The sequence below is a fragment of the Streptomyces sp. I05A-00742 genome (genome assembly GCF_013055795.1).
Classification (GTDB): Bacteria; Actinomycetota; Actinomycetes; order Streptomycetales; family Streptomycetaceae; genus Streptomyces.
This window is the reverse complement of the sequence record NZ_JABETO010000005.1, coordinates 18,205-32,725: the sequence shown is the minus strand read 5'-3', so window position 1 is coordinate 32,725 and position 14,521 is coordinate 18,205. Positions and strand designations below refer to the sequence as shown.

The 14,521-nt window shown below is 72.0% G+C and carries 14 protein-coding genes; 7 read left to right on the top strand and 7 right to left on the bottom strand.

Going from position 1 to position 14,521, the window contains the following annotated elements; translation table 11 throughout:
- Positions 1 to 3 precede the first annotated feature (3 nt).
- The gene (locus HN013_RS06325; RefSeq protein ID WP_171163884.1) at positions 4 to 1,530 is read left to right on the top strand and encodes a ricin-type beta-trefoil lectin domain protein; all 1,527 of its coding nucleotides are present in this window, start codon (positions 4 to 6) and stop codon (positions 1,528 to 1,530) included.
- Positions 1,531 to 1,759: 229 nt separating this feature from the next.
- Here the strand turns inward: HN013_RS06325 and HN013_RS06320 are convergent, their stop codons facing one another.
- Positions 1,760 to 3,445, bottom strand: a complete 1,686-nt coding sequence (locus HN013_RS06320; RefSeq protein WP_171163882.1) for a fumarate hydratase — start codon at positions 3,443 to 3,445, stop codon at positions 1,760 to 1,762.
- A 180-nt stretch (positions 3,446 to 3,625) separates the two neighbouring features.
- On the opposite strand from HN013_RS06320, the gene HN013_RS06315 reads away from it, so the two are divergent.
- A complete protein-coding gene (locus HN013_RS06315; RefSeq protein ID WP_312018520.1) occupies positions 3,626 to 4,318 on the top strand; it encodes a DUF1707 domain-containing protein in 693 nt (230 codons plus the stop codon).
- A 272-nt stretch (positions 4,319 to 4,590) separates the two neighbouring features.
- The gene (locus tag HN013_RS06310) at positions 4,591 to 4,896 is read left to right on the top strand and encodes a WhiB family transcriptional regulator (protein ID WP_171163880.1); all 306 of its coding nucleotides are present in this window, start codon (positions 4,591 to 4,593) and stop codon (positions 4,894 to 4,896) included.
- A gap of 103 nt (positions 4,897 to 4,999) precedes the next feature.
- Here the strand turns inward: HN013_RS06310 and glpX are convergent, their stop codons facing one another.
- Entirely contained in the window at positions 5,000 to 6,031 is a 1,032-nt protein-coding gene (gene glpX, locus HN013_RS06305; protein ID WP_171163878.1) for a class II fructose-bisphosphatase, read from the bottom strand.
- A 206-nt stretch (positions 6,032 to 6,237) separates the two neighbouring features.
- Between glpX and HN013_RS06300 the strand changes: the two genes are divergently transcribed.
- On the top strand, positions 6,238 to 6,789 hold the full coding sequence (locus HN013_RS06300; protein WP_171163876.1) for a DUF4245 domain-containing protein: 552 nt from the start codon (positions 6,238 to 6,240) through the stop codon (positions 6,787 to 6,789).
- Positions 6,790 to 6,859: 70 nt separating this feature from the next.
- Here HN013_RS06300 and HN013_RS06295 read toward each other — a convergent pair whose 3' ends face one another.
- From HN013_RS06295 to HN013_RS06280, 4 genes are all read right to left on the bottom strand, one after another.
- Positions 6,860 to 7,450, bottom strand: a complete 591-nt coding sequence (locus tag HN013_RS06295) for a malonic semialdehyde reductase (protein WP_171163874.1) — start codon at positions 7,448 to 7,450, stop codon at positions 6,860 to 6,862.
- Positions 7,451 to 7,585: 135 nt separating this feature from the next.
- Positions 7,586 to 7,840: an exodeoxyribonuclease VII small subunit gene (locus HN013_RS06290; RefSeq protein ID WP_171163872.1), complete on the bottom strand. Its 255-nt coding sequence runs from the start codon at positions 7,838 to 7,840 to the stop codon at positions 7,586 to 7,588.
- A gap of 181 nt (positions 7,841 to 8,021) precedes the next feature.
- Positions 8,022 to 9,257: an exodeoxyribonuclease VII large subunit gene (gene xseA, locus HN013_RS06285; protein WP_171163870.1), complete on the bottom strand. Its 1,236-nt coding sequence runs from the start codon at positions 9,255 to 9,257 to the stop codon at positions 8,022 to 8,024.
- 58 nt (positions 9,258 to 9,315) lie between these two features.
- Positions 9,316 to 10,671 carry an APC family permease gene (locus HN013_RS06280; protein ID WP_171163868.1) on the bottom strand — a complete coding sequence of 452 codons (1,356 nt, stop codon included), beginning with the start codon at positions 10,669 to 10,671 and terminating at the stop codon, positions 9,316 to 9,318.
- A gap of 146 nt (positions 10,672 to 10,817) precedes the next feature.
- On the opposite strand from HN013_RS06280, the gene HN013_RS06275 reads away from it, so the two are divergent.
- Both HN013_RS06275 and ppgK read left to right on the top strand, forming a co-directional pair.
- Positions 10,818 to 11,840 (top strand): 4-hydroxy-3-methylbut-2-enyl diphosphate reductase, encoded by a 1,023-nt coding sequence (locus HN013_RS06275; RefSeq protein WP_171163866.1) that lies wholly within the window; start codon positions 10,818 to 10,820, stop codon positions 11,838 to 11,840.
- 30 nt (positions 11,841 to 11,870) lie between these two features.
- Entirely contained in the window at positions 11,871 to 12,635 is a 765-nt protein-coding gene (gene ppgK / locus HN013_RS06270) for a polyphosphate--glucose phosphotransferase (RefSeq protein ID WP_171163864.1), read from the top strand.
- Here the strand turns inward: ppgK and HN013_RS06265 are convergent.
- Positions 12,532 to 13,146 (bottom strand): DUF6542 domain-containing protein, encoded by a 615-nt coding sequence (locus HN013_RS06265; RefSeq protein WP_171163862.1) that lies wholly within the window; start codon positions 13,144 to 13,146, stop codon positions 12,532 to 12,534. The genes ppgK and HN013_RS06265 overlap by 104 nt on opposite strands.
- Before the next feature lie 204 nt (positions 13,147 to 13,350).
- On the opposite strand from HN013_RS06265, the gene ychF reads away from it, so the two are divergent.
- Positions 13,351 to 14,439, top strand: a complete 1,089-nt coding sequence (gene ychF, locus HN013_RS06260) for a redox-regulated ATPase YchF (RefSeq protein WP_171163860.1) — start codon at positions 13,351 to 13,353, stop codon at positions 14,437 to 14,439.
- Positions 14,440 to 14,521 lie beyond the last annotated feature (82 nt).

Sequence of the window (14,521 nt, the reverse complement as noted above, 5' to 3'; positions counted from 1 at the left end):
TCCATGACACGCAGACCCACCCTGCGCTGTTCACTCGCATCCGTCGCGGCCTTTGCTGCCGTTCTCGGCGGCATGACCGGAATCGCCGCCACCGGCACCACCGCCCACGCCGGGACCCGCACCACCGCCTCGACCCCGCTCACTCCCGAGCTGGAGAAGATCCGGGCCGCCGAGGCGGTGAGGCTCTACGGCGACTCCGCCGAACGCCCGCTCACCGAACGCAAGACCTCACTGCTGTCCCTGGGCGACAGCGAGATATCCGGCGAGGGCATCGGAACCTACGAACCGGGCACCAACGGCCCGGACAACTGGTGCCACCGCTCGCCCGACGCCGCCATCCACCGCACCTCGATCCCCGCCGACGTCACCTACAACGTCGCCTGCTCCGGCGCCGACACCACCAACATCCGCATCGGCGGCGGCAAGCAGTACGCGGACGAGCTCGTACAGAGCGACAACCTCGCGGTCAAGGCCCGCAACACCCGCGTCAAGCTGGTCCTGCTCGTCGCCGGCGCCAACGACGACCTCCAGTTCGGCCCCGTCATGACCGACTGCGTCACCCGCTACCTCACCCTCCAGGGCACCTGCGAACCCAAGTACGCCCCCGGCTGGCAGGCCCGCGTCGACGGCCTGGTGCCCAAGGTCGAGCGGACCGTACGCGACCTGCGCACGGTCATGCGCGACGCCGGCTACGCCGACGCCGACTACAAACTCGTCGTCATGGGCTACCCGAGCCCCATCGGCCCCGACTTCGAGGACAACCCCGACTTCCCCGGCAAGCTCCCGGGCGGCTGCGCCGGCTACACCTCCGACGCCGGCTGGGGCCGCAACACCGCCGTACCCGCCTTCGAACGCGGCATGCGGCGGGCCGCCCTCGCGAGCGGCGCGTACTACCTCGACAACTCGCGCCTCTTCCACGGCCACGAGGTCTGCAGCGACAACGCCTGGGCCCGCGGCCTCTACGTCGACCTCTCCAACCCCTTCCCGCCCGACTCCAACTCCGTCCGCCAGTCCTTCCACCCCAACGCCCGCGGCCACGCCGCCTTCGCGGCCTGCCTCACCCAGCTCTACACCTCCGGCTACCGCGAGGCCGGCTGCGCCGACCCCGCGAGCACCGGGACGCCCGAGCTGCGCAAGGTCGCCTGGGACGAGGCGTACCGGCCGTTGCGGAACGCCGCCACCGGGACGTGCGTCGACGCGTACGGCGCGGCTTCCCGCAACGGGACCGCGGTGGGCGGCTGGGACTGCTCCGGGAGTCGGAACCAGGAGTGGTGGTACGACGCGGAGCGGGGCTCGCTGCGGACTGCTCTGTCGCATGACCGGTGTGTCGATGTGCCGGGTGGGAAGTATGCGGCGGGGGCTGCTGTGACGCTTTGGGACTGCCACGGTGGTGGCAATCAGCGGTTCGTCCGTACCGGTGGGACGATTCGGCCGGTGGCGGCGCAGGACCTGTGCCTGACGCTTGCGGCGGCGAAGGATCCGGTGCGGTTGCAGCGGTGTGACGGTTCGCGGAGCCAGAGCTTCGGGTAGTGGTTGGGGGACTTTGCCCCTGACCCGCCCTTTCACCGTTTCCCGGGGAGGGCCCCGGACCCCCGAAGCGCGCTGCGCGCGCTGTCCTCAAACTCCCCCAGAGGGGGCACCCCCAACAGGCTGAATCAGCCTGTCCGGCGCTTGAGGACAACCGCGCGCAGCGCGGTTTCAAGGGGGCGCGGGGCACCCCCCGCAGAAACGGTGAAAGGGCGGGACCGGAGAGAGCCACCTACCCCACCCCCGGCCCCCGCACGGGAATCGACGTGAACGTCGGCGCCGGCGCCGGGTCCGTGAAGAAGTCGTTGCCCTTGTCGTCGACGACGATGAACGCCGGGAAGTCCTCGACCTCGATCTTCCAGACGGCCTCCATGCCGAGCTCCTCGTACTCGACGACCTCGACCTTCTTGATGCAGTCCTGGGCGAGCCGCGCGGCGGGCCCGCCGATGGAGCCGAGGTAGAAGCCGCCATGGGCACCGCACGCGTCGGTGACCTGCTTGCTGCGGTTGCCCTTGGCGAGCATGACCTTGGAGCCGCCGGCCGCCTGGAACTGCTCGACGTAGGAGTCCATGCGACCGGCCGTGGTCGGACCGAAGGAGCCGGAGGCGTAGCCCTCGGGGGTCTTGGCGGGACCGGCGTAGTAGACGGGGTGGTCCTTGAGGTACTGAGGCATGTCCTCGCCCGCGTCGAGCCGCTCCTTGATCTTCGCGTGGGCGATGTCGCGGGCGACGACCAGCGGACCGGTCAGCGAGAGCCGCGTCTTGACCGGGTACTTGGTGAGCTCGGCGAGGATCTCGTCCATGGGACGGTTGAGGTCGACGCGCACCACGTCGCCGTCCGCGTCCAGGTGCGCGTCGGTCGTCTCCGGCAGGAACCGCGCCGGGTCCGTCTCCAGCTGCTCCAGGAAGACGCCCTCGGCGGTGATCTTCGCGACGGCCTGGCGGTCGGCGGAGCAGGACACCGCGATGGCCACCGGGCAGGACGCGCCGTGCCGCGGCAGCCGCACCACGCGCACGTCGTGGCAGAAGTACTTGCCGCCGAACTGGGCGCCGATGCCGATCTTCTGCGTCAGCTCGAAGACCTTCTCCTCCAGGTCCTTGTCCCGGAAGCCGTGGCCCAGCGGGGAGCCCTCCTCAGGCAGCTCGTCCAGGTAGTGCGCGGAGGCGTACTTGGCGGTCTTGAGCGCGTACTCGGCGCTGGTGCCGCCGACGACGATCGCGAGGTGGTACGGCGGACAGGCCGCCGTACCGAGCGAACGGATCTTCTCCTCCAGGAACTTCATCATGCTCGCCTCGTTGAGCACGGCCTTCGTCTCCTGGTAGAGGAAGGACTTGTTGGCCGAGCCGCCGCCCTTGGCCATGAAGAGGAACTTGTACGCGCCGCCGTCGGTGGCGTACAGCTCGATCTGCGCGGGCAGGTTGGAGCCGGTGTTCTTCTCCTCCCACATGGTGAGCGGAGCCATCTGCGAGTACCGCAGGTTCAGCTTGGTGTACGCGTCGAAGATGCCGAGGGAGAGCGCCTCCTCGTCACCGCCCTCGGTGAGGACGTTCTGGCCGCGCTTGCCCATGACGATCGCCGTGCCGGTGTCCTGGCACATCGGCAGCACGCCCGCGGCCGCGATGTTGGCGTTCTTCAGCAGGTCGAGGGCGACGAACTTGTCGTTGGACGACGCCTCGGGATCGTCGACGATCTTCCGCAGCTGCGCGAGGTGCGCGGGGCGCAGATAGTGCTGGATGTCGTGGATCGCCTCTTCCGCCAGCGTGCGCAGCGCCTCGGGCGTCACCTTGAGGAAGGTGCGGCCGTCCGCCTCGAAGGCCGACACGCCCTCGGAGGTGATCAGTCGGTACGGCGTCTCGTCCTCGCCCAGGGGCAGGAGGTCGGTGTAGGCGAACCCCGGGGGGACTGACCGGTCAGACATCGCGGCGATTCCTCACTCACTCTGCGGATGGTGTGGGCCGGCCGCGTCGAGGGAGCCGCCGGCGCTTCTCAGGGTAGGCGGCCGGGCTGGGCGCGAGCCGGTGAGGTAGGCCTCAGTCACCCCGGAGTGCACCCTCCACACCCCCTGTCGCGATCTATCGCGTTTGGCTACCCTGGTGCCGTGGACGAGTCATCGCTGGAGAAGCGCCCGGTTCCCCTGACCAAGTCGCGGCCCGCGGCACGCCCGCAGGCCGCGCCGCCCGCCCCCGCCGCCCCCGCGCTGCGCGCCTCCGACGCGGACCGCGACCGGATCGCGGACATCCTGCGCGAGGCGCTGGCCGAGGGCCGGCTCACCGCCGACGAGCACGCCGACCGCGTGGACGCGGTCTACCGGGCGCGGACGGTCGCCGAACTGGAGCCGCTGGTAAGGGACCTGCCGGCCGCCACCGGCGCCCGCCCGGCCGCCGGCCCCGGGCCCGTCGACCCCTACGAGGCGCCGCCCGCCCTCGCCGAGAACCTCGTCGCGGTCTTCGGCGGCGCCACCCGCAGGGGCCGCTGGCGCGCGGGCGGCCGGCTGAACGCGTTCGCCCTGTTCGGCGGGGTGGAGATCGACCTCACCGAGGCACTGTTCGAGCAGCGGACCGTGGTCATCAACACCTGGGCCCTGTTCGGCGGCGTCGACATCAAGGTCCCCGAGAACGTGTCGCTCCGCTCCACCGGCACCGGGATATTCGGCGGCTTCGACGTCGACGGCCACGAGTCGCCGGACGAGGGCGCCCCCGCCGTCCTGATCACCGGCTGGGCGCTGTTCGGCGGCGTCATGGCCAAGGCCCGCCGGGGCAAGCGGGTCAGGGACCTCCGAGCCGCCGGATAAGGCCGCAGGGCAGGCCGCCGGACAGCCTGTGCCGACGGGCGGGCGGGGACGGGGGTGACGGACGGGATTCCGGTCATGGCAACGGTGTGAATAAGCGCGCGCACAGCGGGTAAAGCTTGGTGCATCGTCTCTCGTACGGCTGCGGGTGCGAATGGCCGTGCAGGGTGAGACGGGCAAGGGTGACTCAACCGGCCGAGCAAAGCCGTCGTCAGGAGTGGACCGTGCTGCTACCGCATCAGCCCCTGCAGGAAGCCGCCGTACCGTCGCCGCGGATGTCCGCGCGGGATCAGGCCGGCCCCTGGCATTCGGAGGCGGTGTGCCGCCGGGACGAAGCAGGGCTGTTCTTCGCACCGTCAAAGGAACCCACGGCGGCACGCCTGTCCCGCGAGGAGGCCGCCAAACGCGTCTGCGCGCGCTGCCCGGTGATGGTCGAGTGCCGGGAGCACGCGCTGCTCCAGCCGGAGCCGTACGGGGTGTGGGGCGGTCTCACCGCGGCCGAGCGCCGCGTCGTGCTCGCCCGTCGGCGGCGCCGGGAGGCGGAGCTCCAGCGCTCCACCCGGGTGGCCGCGGCGGGGTAGCGGACGCCCCGGTGTTCCCAGACGTCGGACGGGCCGGCCCGGCCCGTCCGACGTCTGGGAACAAGCGGCGCCGCCGCTCCCCGGACCGCGCCCGGGGCGTGCCCTAGCTCGGCCGCTCGAAGTCGATCGCGCTGTACGCCCGCAGCTTCGACAGCCGGTGCGTCGAGTCGATCTGCCGGATCGTCCCCGACTTGGACCGCATGACCAGCGACTGCGTGGTCGCCGTCTCCGCCCGGTACCGGACGCCGCGCAGCAGGTCGCCGTCGGTGATGCCGGTGGCCACGAAGAACACGTTCTCGCCGCTGACCAGGTCGTCGGTGCAGAGCACCTTGTCCAGGTCGTGCCCGGCGTCGAGGGCCCGCTCGCGCTCGGCGTCGTCCTTCGGCCACAGCTTGGTCTGGATGGTGCCGCCGAGGCACTTGATGGCACAGGCGGCGATGATGCCCTCGGGCGTCCCGCCGATGCCGAGCAGCAGGTCCACGCCGGTGCCCTCGCGCACCGCCATGATCGCGCCGGCCACGTCGCCGTCGGAGATGAACTTGATCCGGGCGCCCGCCTCGCGGATCTCCTTGACGATGCCGTCGTGGCGCGGCCGGTCCAGGACGACGACCGTCACGTCCTCGGGGGAGGAGCGCTTCGCCTTGGCGATACGGCGGATGTTGACGGCCACGGGGGCGTTGATGTCCACGAAGTCCGCGGCCTCGGGGCCGGTGACCAGCTTGTCCATGTAGAAGACGGCGGACGGGTCGAACATCGAGCCGCGGTCGGCGACGGCCATCACGGAGACGGCGTTGGCCATGCCCTTGGCGGTGAGCGTGGTGCCGTCCACCGGGTCCACGGCCACGTCGCACTCGGGGCCGGTCCCGTCGCCGACGCGCTCGCCGTTGTAGAGCATCGGCGCGTTGTCCTTCTCGCCCTCGCCGATGACGACGACGCCGTTCATCGAGACGGTGTGGATCAGCGCGCGCATGGCGCGTACGGCGGCGCCGTCGGCACCGTTCTTGTCGCCGCGGCCGACCCAGCGGCCCGAGGCCATGGCGCCCGCCTCGGTCACCCGGACCAGCTCCAGGGCGAGGTTGCGGTCCGGAGCCTCCGGGCTGACCTCAAGCTGGGACGGGAGATGGTGATCGGTCATCGGGCGCACCTTTCTGTACGGCGATCGGCCGTGGGGCCCCGCCTGCCCCGGTGGGCCAGGAGGGTGAGGGTGTCCATGACTTTATCCGCTGATTTCGAGAATGAGCAGGGCGCCCCACGCATGAGCGGCGTCAAGGCCCCTCCGCCCGCCACGCCGCGGTCCGTTGCCCCCCTCCGGCGTCATGATCGGTATCGCCATGGGGGACGATGGGGGGCGTGGCAGGCAGGAACGGCAAGAATCAGACGGTACGGAACATGCTGCTGTCGCTGGCGGTGGTGGTTCCGGTCGCGGGCACGGGCTATCTGCTCCTCCCGCACGAGGGCAGCGGTCGCGACCCGGTGAAGACGGTGGACTACCGGGTGGAGCTGCTGTCCGCCCGGCGCGCGGCACCGTACCCGGTGGCCGCGCCCGAGGGGCTGGGCACGGACTGGCGGGCGACCTCGGTCTGGTACCGGGCGGGCGAACGGCACGGGAACGGGTGGCACCTCGGCTTCGTCGACCCGGACACCGAGTACGTCGAGGTCGACCAGAGCGACGGCCCGGCCCTGGACTTCATCGAGGACTCCACCCAGGGCGCGGAGAAGACCGGGAAGACGCAGCGGGTGGGCGACCGGGTCTGGCAGCGCTACCAGGGCGAGAAGTACAACGCCCTGGTACGGACGGAGCGCGGTGTGACGACGGTGGTCGCCGGGACCGCGTCCGACCGGCGGCTCACGGAAATGGCCGCCGCGCTCCGGGACGGGAAGGCGAAGAGCTGACCCGTGCGGGGCGCGACGGCCGGTGCCCCGCGGGGCGGGGCGGCGCGGTCGTCGGACGACCGGTCCGGTCTCAGACGACCGAGACGACCTGGTCGTAGGCCAGACGCGGCGAGCGGGGGCGGAAGGCGTCCGCGCCCGGCTTGCCGATGTTGACGATGATCAGCGGCGTGTGGTCGTCGTCCAGGAACTCCTTCTGGACGCCGGCCGCGTCGAAGCCGGTCATCGGGCCCGCGGCCAGACCGGCGGCGCGGACGCCGAGGATGAAGTAACCGGCCTGCAGCGAGGCGTTGAGCGCGGCCGACTTGTCACGGACCGGACGCTCGCTGAAGAAGACGTCCTTGGCCTGCGGGAAGTGCGGGAAGAGCTCCGGCAGCTCCTCGTGGAACTCGCTGTCGGCGGCCAGGATCGCGACCAGCGGCGCGGCCAGGGTCTTGGCGCGGTTGCCCTCCGACAGGTGGGGGGCCAGGCGCTCACGGGCCTCCGCCGAGCGGACCAGGACGACGCGCAGCGGCGACTGGTTGAACGCGGTGGGGGCGTACTTGATCAGGTCGTAGAGCGCCTGCATCTGCTCGTCGGTGACGGGCTCGTCGGAGAAGGCGTTGGCCGTGTGGGCCTGGCGGAAGAGCAGGTCCTGCGCGGCGGTGTCCAGGGCGAGAGTCATGGGGGTGACCTTCTTTGCTGTGGGGGTTACCAAGGGGGTTACCTCGCACGCCACCGTAGGACAAAGTGTGTGAAGTTTCAACTAAGTGTCCTGAATGACCCTCCTGAGTGGCCTGAATGCGAGGGCCCCGCCCGGTCACTCCCCCTCGGCCGGACCCGGCTCCGGCCCGGCGAGCGCCGCGTCCAGCCGCGCCCGCGCCCCCTCCAGCCAGTGCCGGCACACCCGGGCCAGCGCCTCGCCGCGCTCCCAGAGGGCCAGCGACTCCTCCAGGGTCTGACCGCCGGTCTCCAGCCGGCGCACGACCTCGATCAGCTCGTCCCGCGCCTGCTCGTAGCCGAGCGCGCCCAGCTCCTCGTCCCCGTTGCTCCCGGGCTCACCTGTGTTGGCCATGACGCCCAGCGTAGGGCCTGACCCGCGGACCGCCCCGGGCCCTCACCGGGCGCGGGCTCTCACGGGCTGCGGGCTCTCGCCGGCCGCGGGCCCTCACCCGGGGGCTGGCTCTCACCGGTCGCGGGCTCTCACCCGGGCGCGGGGTCTCACCCGGCTGCGGGCTCTCGCCGGTCGCGGGCCCTCATCCGGCCGCGGGCCCCGCCGGCTCCCCGGCCACCGCCCGCACGGTGAAGGCGCCCTCCGCGACCCGCGCCCGCAGCTCCTCGTCCGCCGCCACCTCGTCCGCCCCCCGCACCACCGAGCCGTCCGCGTGCTGGAGCACCGCGTAGCCGCGCCGCAGCGTCGCCGCCGGCGACAGGGCCACCACCCGGGCGTGCGTGTGCGTCAGCTCCGAGTCGGCCCGGTCCAGCAGGTGCCCGAACGTCCGCCGCGCCCGCCCGAGCAGGGCCTCGACCTGCTCCTCCCGCTCCTCCACCATCCGCTGCGGACGCTCCATGCACGGCCGCGCCCGCACCGCGGCCAGCCCGCGCTCCTCACGGTCCAGCAGCGAGGTCACGGCGCGCAGCGCCCGGCCGCCCAGCTGCTCGACGCGCGCCAGCTCCTCGCCCACGTCGGGGACGACGCGCTTGGCGGCGTCGGTCGGGGTGGACGCCCGCAGATCGGCCACCAGATCGAGGAGCGGGGCGTCCGGCTCGTGCCCGATCGCCGACACCACGGGCGTCCGGCAGGCGGCCACCGCACGGATCAACTCCTCGTCCGAGAACGGCAGCAGGTCCTCCACGCTGCCACCGCCCCGGGCCACGACGATCACGTCCACCTCGTCGAGCGCGTCCAGCTCCCGGACCGCCTCGACCACCTTCGGCACCGCGTGCACCCCCTGCACCGGGACGTTGCGCACCTCGAAGCGGACCGCGGGCCAGCGGTGCCGGGCGTTCTCCAGCACGTCCCGCTCGGCCGCCGACGCCCGGCCGCAGACCAGCCCGATCAACTGCGGCAGAAACGGCAGCGGCCGCTTCCGCTCAGCGTCGAACAGCCCCTCCCTCGCCAGCGACTTCTTCAGGTGCTCCAACCGCGCCAGCAGCTCCCCGACCCCCACCGGCCGGATCTCCGCCGCCCGCAGCGACAGCGACCCGCGCGGCGCGTACCACTCGGGCTTCGCGTGGACGACGACCCGCGCGCCCTCCGAGACGACGTCCGCGACCCGGTCGAAGACCGCGCGGTAGCAGGTGACCGACAGCGAGATGTCGTGCGACGGGTCGCGCAGCGTCAGAAACACCACGCCCGCCCCCGGCCGCCGGGACAGCTGGGTGATCTGGCCCTCGACCCAGACGGCGCCGAGCCGGTCGATCCAGCCGCCGATGAGGCGGGAGACCTGGCCTACGGGGAGGGGGGCGTCGGGGGAGGTGGTGAGCGCCATGCGGTTGAGGGTAGCGGGGGGTGGGGGTGCCCCCTCTGGGGGAGGGACCGGGGCACCCTCACCGCGCCCCGCGCCCCGCCACCCCCTGCACCACGAGCACCACCAACCCCACCCCCAACCACACCGCCCCCACCACCTGCGCCGCCCCCGCCGCCCGTGCGATCACGGCGAGAACCACGGCCAGCCCAAGGAGAGGCACGACCACATCCCGCACCACGTCAACGCGGGCCCCGCCCCGCCCCCGTACCGCGAACCACCCGATCACCGACAGATGCAGCAGCCCGAAAGCCACCAACGCCCCCACATTCACCACCGACACCAGCCGGTCCAGCCCGTCATCCCGCCGCGCCGCCCACACCGCGGCCACCAGCGTGACCGCAGCCGCGCCGAGCAGCGCCCGCCGCGGCACGCCGCTTGCAAGGTCGACCTTGGCCAGCGGCCCGGGCAGCCGACGGTCGCGGGCCATCGCGAACAGCAGACGGCCCGCCGCCGCCTGGCCGGACAGCGCCGCGAAGGCCGCGCCGCCCGCCTTGCTCGCCGCGACCAGGTCGTGCAGCCACCGCCCCGTCGACGCGTCGACCGTGTCGTAGAACGCCGCCCCCTGCCGCGCCGGCTCGGCCGCCAGCTCGGCCGCGGACAAGGGAGCGAGCAGCGCCGCCAGATAGGTCTGGACGAGGAACAGCGCCCCGGCCACCACCAGACACGTCAGCACCGCACGCGCCACCCGGCCCGCACCTCCCACCGCCTCCTCCGCGAACGAGGCGATCGCGTCGAATCCGAGGTACGACAGCACCGCCACCGACACCGCCGTCAGCACGGCACCCGCGTCGAAGGCCCCCTCACCGGTCAGCGGCGACAGCCAGCCGCGCCGCGGCCCGTCCACCGCCAGTGCGTACGCCGCCGCGGCCACGAAGACGCACAGCACGGCGATCTCCACCACCAGCACCACCGAACCGGCCAGCGCCGCCACCCGCACACCCGACAGATTCAGCCCGGTCGTCACCACGACCGCGAGCGCCGTCCACACCCACGCGTGCACGGACGGCACCAGGGCGTGCATCGCGATGCCGGAGAAGAGGTACGCCACCGCCGGGATCAGCAGATAGTCCAGCATCGCCATCCACCCCGCCACGAACCCGGCCCCCTCGCCGAGCCCCACACGCGCGTAGGCGTAGACCGACCCGGCCCGCGGCACCACCCGCACCATCCGCGCGTAGGAGTACGCCGTGAACCCCATCGCCACCGTCGCCACCAGGTACACCACGGCCACCGCGCCGTCCGCCTTCGCGACGAGCGTGCCGAAGATGCCGACCGGCGCCATCGGGGCGATGAACAGCAGCCCGTAGACGACGAGGTCCCGGAAGGTCAGCGCCCGGCGCAGGCCGTCCTCGCCGGTGGCCGGTGGTACGGACATACGGGCGCCCTCCTGCGGTCGGCTGCGGCGGTGCCCGGTCAGGTCGGTCAGGTGGCCCGACGGGTCCCCGTCCGGCCAGTATTCGGCCACCGGCGCGGGGCGGGAGCCGGGACGCGCCGGTGGTGCCGGCCCGTACGATGGACGGCATGACTGCAACCAGCGCTCGAAAGGTCCTGCTCGCCGCCCCCCGTGGCTACTGCGCGGGCGTGGACCGTGCCGTGATCGCCGTCGAGAAGGCCCTGGAGCAGTACGGCGCGCCGGTCTATGTGCGCCACGAGATCGTCCACAACAAATACGTGGTCAAGACCCTGGAGAAGAAGGGCGCCATCTTCGTTGACGAGACGTTCGAGGTGCCCGAGGGCAACATCGTCATCTTCTCGGCGCACGGCGTCGCCCCCGTCGTCCACGAGGAGGCCGCCCGCGGGAAGCTGGCCACCATCGACGCGACGTGCCCGCTGGTGACGAAGGTCCACAAGGAGGCCGTCCGCTACGCGCGCGAGGACTACGACATCCTCCTCATCGGCCACGAGGGCCACGAGGAGGTCATCGGGACCAGCGGCGAGGCCCCGGACCACATCCAGCTCGTGGACGGCCCCGCCGACGTGGCGAACGTCGAGGTCCGCGACCCCGACAAGGTCGTCTGGCTCTCCCAGACCACCCTCTCGGTGGACGAGACCATGGAGACGGTCGGCGCGCTGCAGCACAAGTTCCCCAACCTCCTCTCCCCGCCCAGCGACGACATCTGCTACGCCACCCAGAACCGGCAGACCGCCGTCAAGCAGATGGGCGCCGAGGCCGACCTGGTGATCGTCGTCGGCTCGAAGAACTCCTCCAACTCCGTCCGCCTGGTCGAGGTCGCCCTCGGCGCGGGCGCCCGCGCCGCCCACCTGGTCGACTACGCCGAGGAGATCGACGAGGCGTGGCTGGAGGGCGTCGCCACCGTCGGCGTCACCTCCGGGGCCTCCGTGCCGGAGATCCTCGTCGAGGGCGTCCTGGAGTGGCTCGCCGCCCGCGGCTACGAGGACGTCGAGACGGTCAAGGCCGCCGAGGAGTCCATCACCTTCTCGCTGCCCAAGGAACTCCGCCGCGACCTGCGCGCCGAGGCCGCGGCGGCCGTTTCCGGCCCGTCCACGCCTTCTTCCGGTTCCTCCGGCGCCGCCGAGGGGTGACCGCGGGCTTCCGCCTCTAGCGTGGTCGCCATGGACGCATTCGGTGTGGACATCGGCGGATCGGGCATCAAGGGCGCACCGGTCGACCTGACGAAAGGGACGTTGGCGGAGGAGCGCCACAAGGTGCTCACGCCGCACCCGGCGACCCCGGACGCGGTCGCCGACCGTGTCAAGGAGGTCCTGGACCACTTCGGCTGGTCCGGCGGCCCCGTCGGGGCCACCTTCCCGGGCGTGGTCGTCGGCGGCACCACCAGGACGGCCGCCAACGTCGACAAGGGCTGGATCGGCCTGGACGCCGCCGCCCTGCTGGGCGAGCGGATCGGCGCCCCCGTGACGCTGCTGAACGACGCGGACGCGGCCGGCATCGCCGAGATGACCTTCGGCGCCGGCCGGGGCCGTACGGGCACCGTCATCGTGCTCACCTTCGGCACCGGCATCGGCAGCGCTGTCTTCACCGGCGGCCGGCTCGTCCCCAACACCGAGCTGGGCCACCTGGAGCTGAACGGCCACGACGCCGAGACCAGGGCCTCCAGCCGGGCCAAGGACGACGGCGACCTCAGCTGGCCCCGGTGGGCGCGCCGGGTGCAGAAGTACCTGCGGCACGTCGAATCGCTCTTCTCGCCCGAGCTCTTCGTCATCGGCGGCGGCGTCAGCCGCAAGGCGGACAAGTTCCTGCCGCTGATCGAGGGCGTCAACGCCGAGATCGTGCCCGCTCTGCTGGAGAACGACGCGGGGATCGTGGGGGCCGCGATGGCCGCCTCCGGGCCTGTACCCGTGCCAGCCGGCGACGCCTGACGAGGACCACCCGCCGGCCCAGGACGATCAGCGCGCAGAGCAGCGTCCCGCCGTACAGCCACCCCGCCTGCAACGACAGGAAGCTGACCATGGCCATCACCCGGGCCCCCGGGCCGCCCGCCACGGCCGTGACGGGGACGGCGCCGACCGCGAAGGCGATGGGCGCGCCTACCGGCGCGGCCACCAGTTCCGCCGGCCGCACCCCGAGCGCGCACACCACGCAGCAGAGCACGAACAGCACGCCGTAGGCGGCGGGGGAGCCGCCGGCCAGCCTGGCCACCAGCAGGCCGGCGGTCAGCATCGCCAGGACGGCCAGCAGCCCGCTGCCGAGCCCGGTCAGCCGGACGGGCTGGTCCCGCCGCAGCGCCCGCAGCAACTGCGGCGGAGTGCGTCCCGCCCGGTCCCGGCCGGCCGGTGCCGCCCTGCCCTGCCCCACCGGGGCGGCCGGGCGGGGCACCGGGGCCGCGCGGCGGACCTTGTGCTGAGTGATGCGTGCGCCGGGTTGCTCCACCCGTCCAAACTAGGTCGCGGAACGCCGGGAATCCGGCGTTGGACACGCTCTTTGCACCCCCTCGGCCGTTCGTTCGACCCCGCCCGGCCGCGGCCGCCCCGGGCCGCTGCCCGGCACGGACCCGTAGACTGGTTGACCGGCCCGGCCAGGGCCCCCTTTGTTGGCTTTGTTCGCTCTGGGCCCTTCACTACAGGAAGTCGTCACGTGTCGCTCACGATCGGAATCGTCGGTCTGCCCAACGTCGGCAAGTCGACGCTGTTCAACGCCCTGACCAAGAACGACGTGCTGGCGGCCAACTACCCGTTCGCCACCATCGAGCCCAACGTCGGCGTCGTCGGCGTCCCCGACACCCGGCTGACCAAGCTGGCGGAGATCTTCGGTTCGCAGAAGGTCCTCCCCGCCACGGTCGACTTCGTCGACATCGCGGGCATCGTCCGCGGCGCCTCCGAGGGCGAGGGCCTGGGCAACAAGTTCCTGGCGAACATCCGTGAGTCCGACGCGATCTGCCAGGTCATCCGCGCCTTCAAGGACGAGAACGTCGTCCACGTGGACGGCAAGGTCTCGCCCAAGGACGACATCGAGACGATCAACACCGAGCTGATCCTCGCCGACCTCCAGACCATCGAGAAGGTCCTGCCCCGCCTGGTCAAGGAATCCCGCATCCAGAAGGACAAGGCCGCCAAGGTCAAGGCCGTCGAGGAGGCCAAGGCCATCCTGGAGCGGGGCGACACCCTCTTCTCGGCAGGCATCGTCCAGGGCTCCGGCAACGAGGAGCTCCTGCACGACCTGCACCTCCTCACCACCAAGCCCTTCCTCTACGTCTTCAACGTCGACGAGGACGAGCTGACGGACGACGCCTTCAAGGCCGAACAGCGCGCCCTCGTCGCCCCCGCCGAAGCCATCTTCCTCAACGCCAAGCTCGAGTCCGACCTCGCCGAGCTCGACGAGGACGAGGCCCTCGAACTCCTCCAGTCCGTCGGCCAGGAAGAGCCCGGCCTCGCCACCCTCGCCCGCGTCGGCTTCGACACCCTCGGCCTCCAGACCTACCTGACCGCCGGCCCCAAGGAATCCCGCGCCTGGACCATCAAGAAGGGCGCCACCGCCCCCGAGGCCGCCGGCGTCATCCACACCGACTTCCAGAAGGGCTTCATCAAGGCCGAGGTCATCTCCTTCGACGACCTCGTCACCACCGGCTCCGTCACCGAGGCCCGCGCGGCCGGCAAGGCCCGCATGGAGGGCAAGGAGTATGTGATGGCGGACGGGGACGTGGTGGAGTTCCGCTTCAACGTGTGACGGGCTGACGCCGTGATCGGCTGAGATGCTGGTCAGACGGTAAAATCCCAGCTCAGGGGCCAGATCTTCGGGTCTGGCCCCT

Coding starts and splice junctions, on each gene's coding strand:
- HN013_RS06275 (WP_171163866.1), top strand. CDS start 10,818: ATGACTGCAACCAGCGCTCGAAAGGTCCTGCTCGCCGCCCCCCGTGGC.
- xseA (WP_171163870.1), bottom strand. CDS start 9,257: ATGGCGCTCACCACCTCCCCCGACGCCCCCCTCCCCGTAGGCCAGGTC.
- HN013_RS06300 (WP_171163876.1), top strand. CDS start 6,238: ATGGGGGGCGTGGCAGGCAGGAACGGCAAGAATCAGACGGTACGGAAC.
- HN013_RS06295 (WP_171163874.1), bottom strand. CDS start 7,450: ATGACTCTCGCCCTGGACACCGCCGCGCAGGACCTGCTCTTCCGCCAG.
- HN013_RS06280 (WP_171163868.1), bottom strand. CDS start 10,671: ATGTCCGTACCACCGGCCACCGGCGAGGACGGCCTGCGCCGGGCGCTG.
- HN013_RS06325 (WP_171163884.1), top strand. CDS start 4: ATGACACGCAGACCCACCCTGCGCTGTTCACTCGCATCCGTCGCGGCC.
- HN013_RS06320 (WP_171163882.1), bottom strand. CDS start 3,445: ATGTCTGACCGGTCAGTCCCCCCGGGGTTCGCCTACACCGACCTCCTG.
- glpX (WP_171163878.1), bottom strand. CDS start 6,031: ATGACCGATCACCATCTCCCGTCCCAGCTTGAGGTCAGCCCGGAGGCT.
- ppgK (WP_171163864.1), top strand. CDS start 11,871: ATGGACGCATTCGGTGTGGACATCGGCGGATCGGGCATCAAGGGCGCA.
- HN013_RS06290 (WP_171163872.1), bottom strand. CDS start 7,840: ATGGCCAACACAGGTGAGCCCGGGAGCAACGGGGACGAGGAGCTGGGC.
- HN013_RS06310 (WP_171163880.1), top strand. CDS start 4,591: ATGTCCGCGCGGGATCAGGCCGGCCCCTGGCATTCGGAGGCGGTGTGC.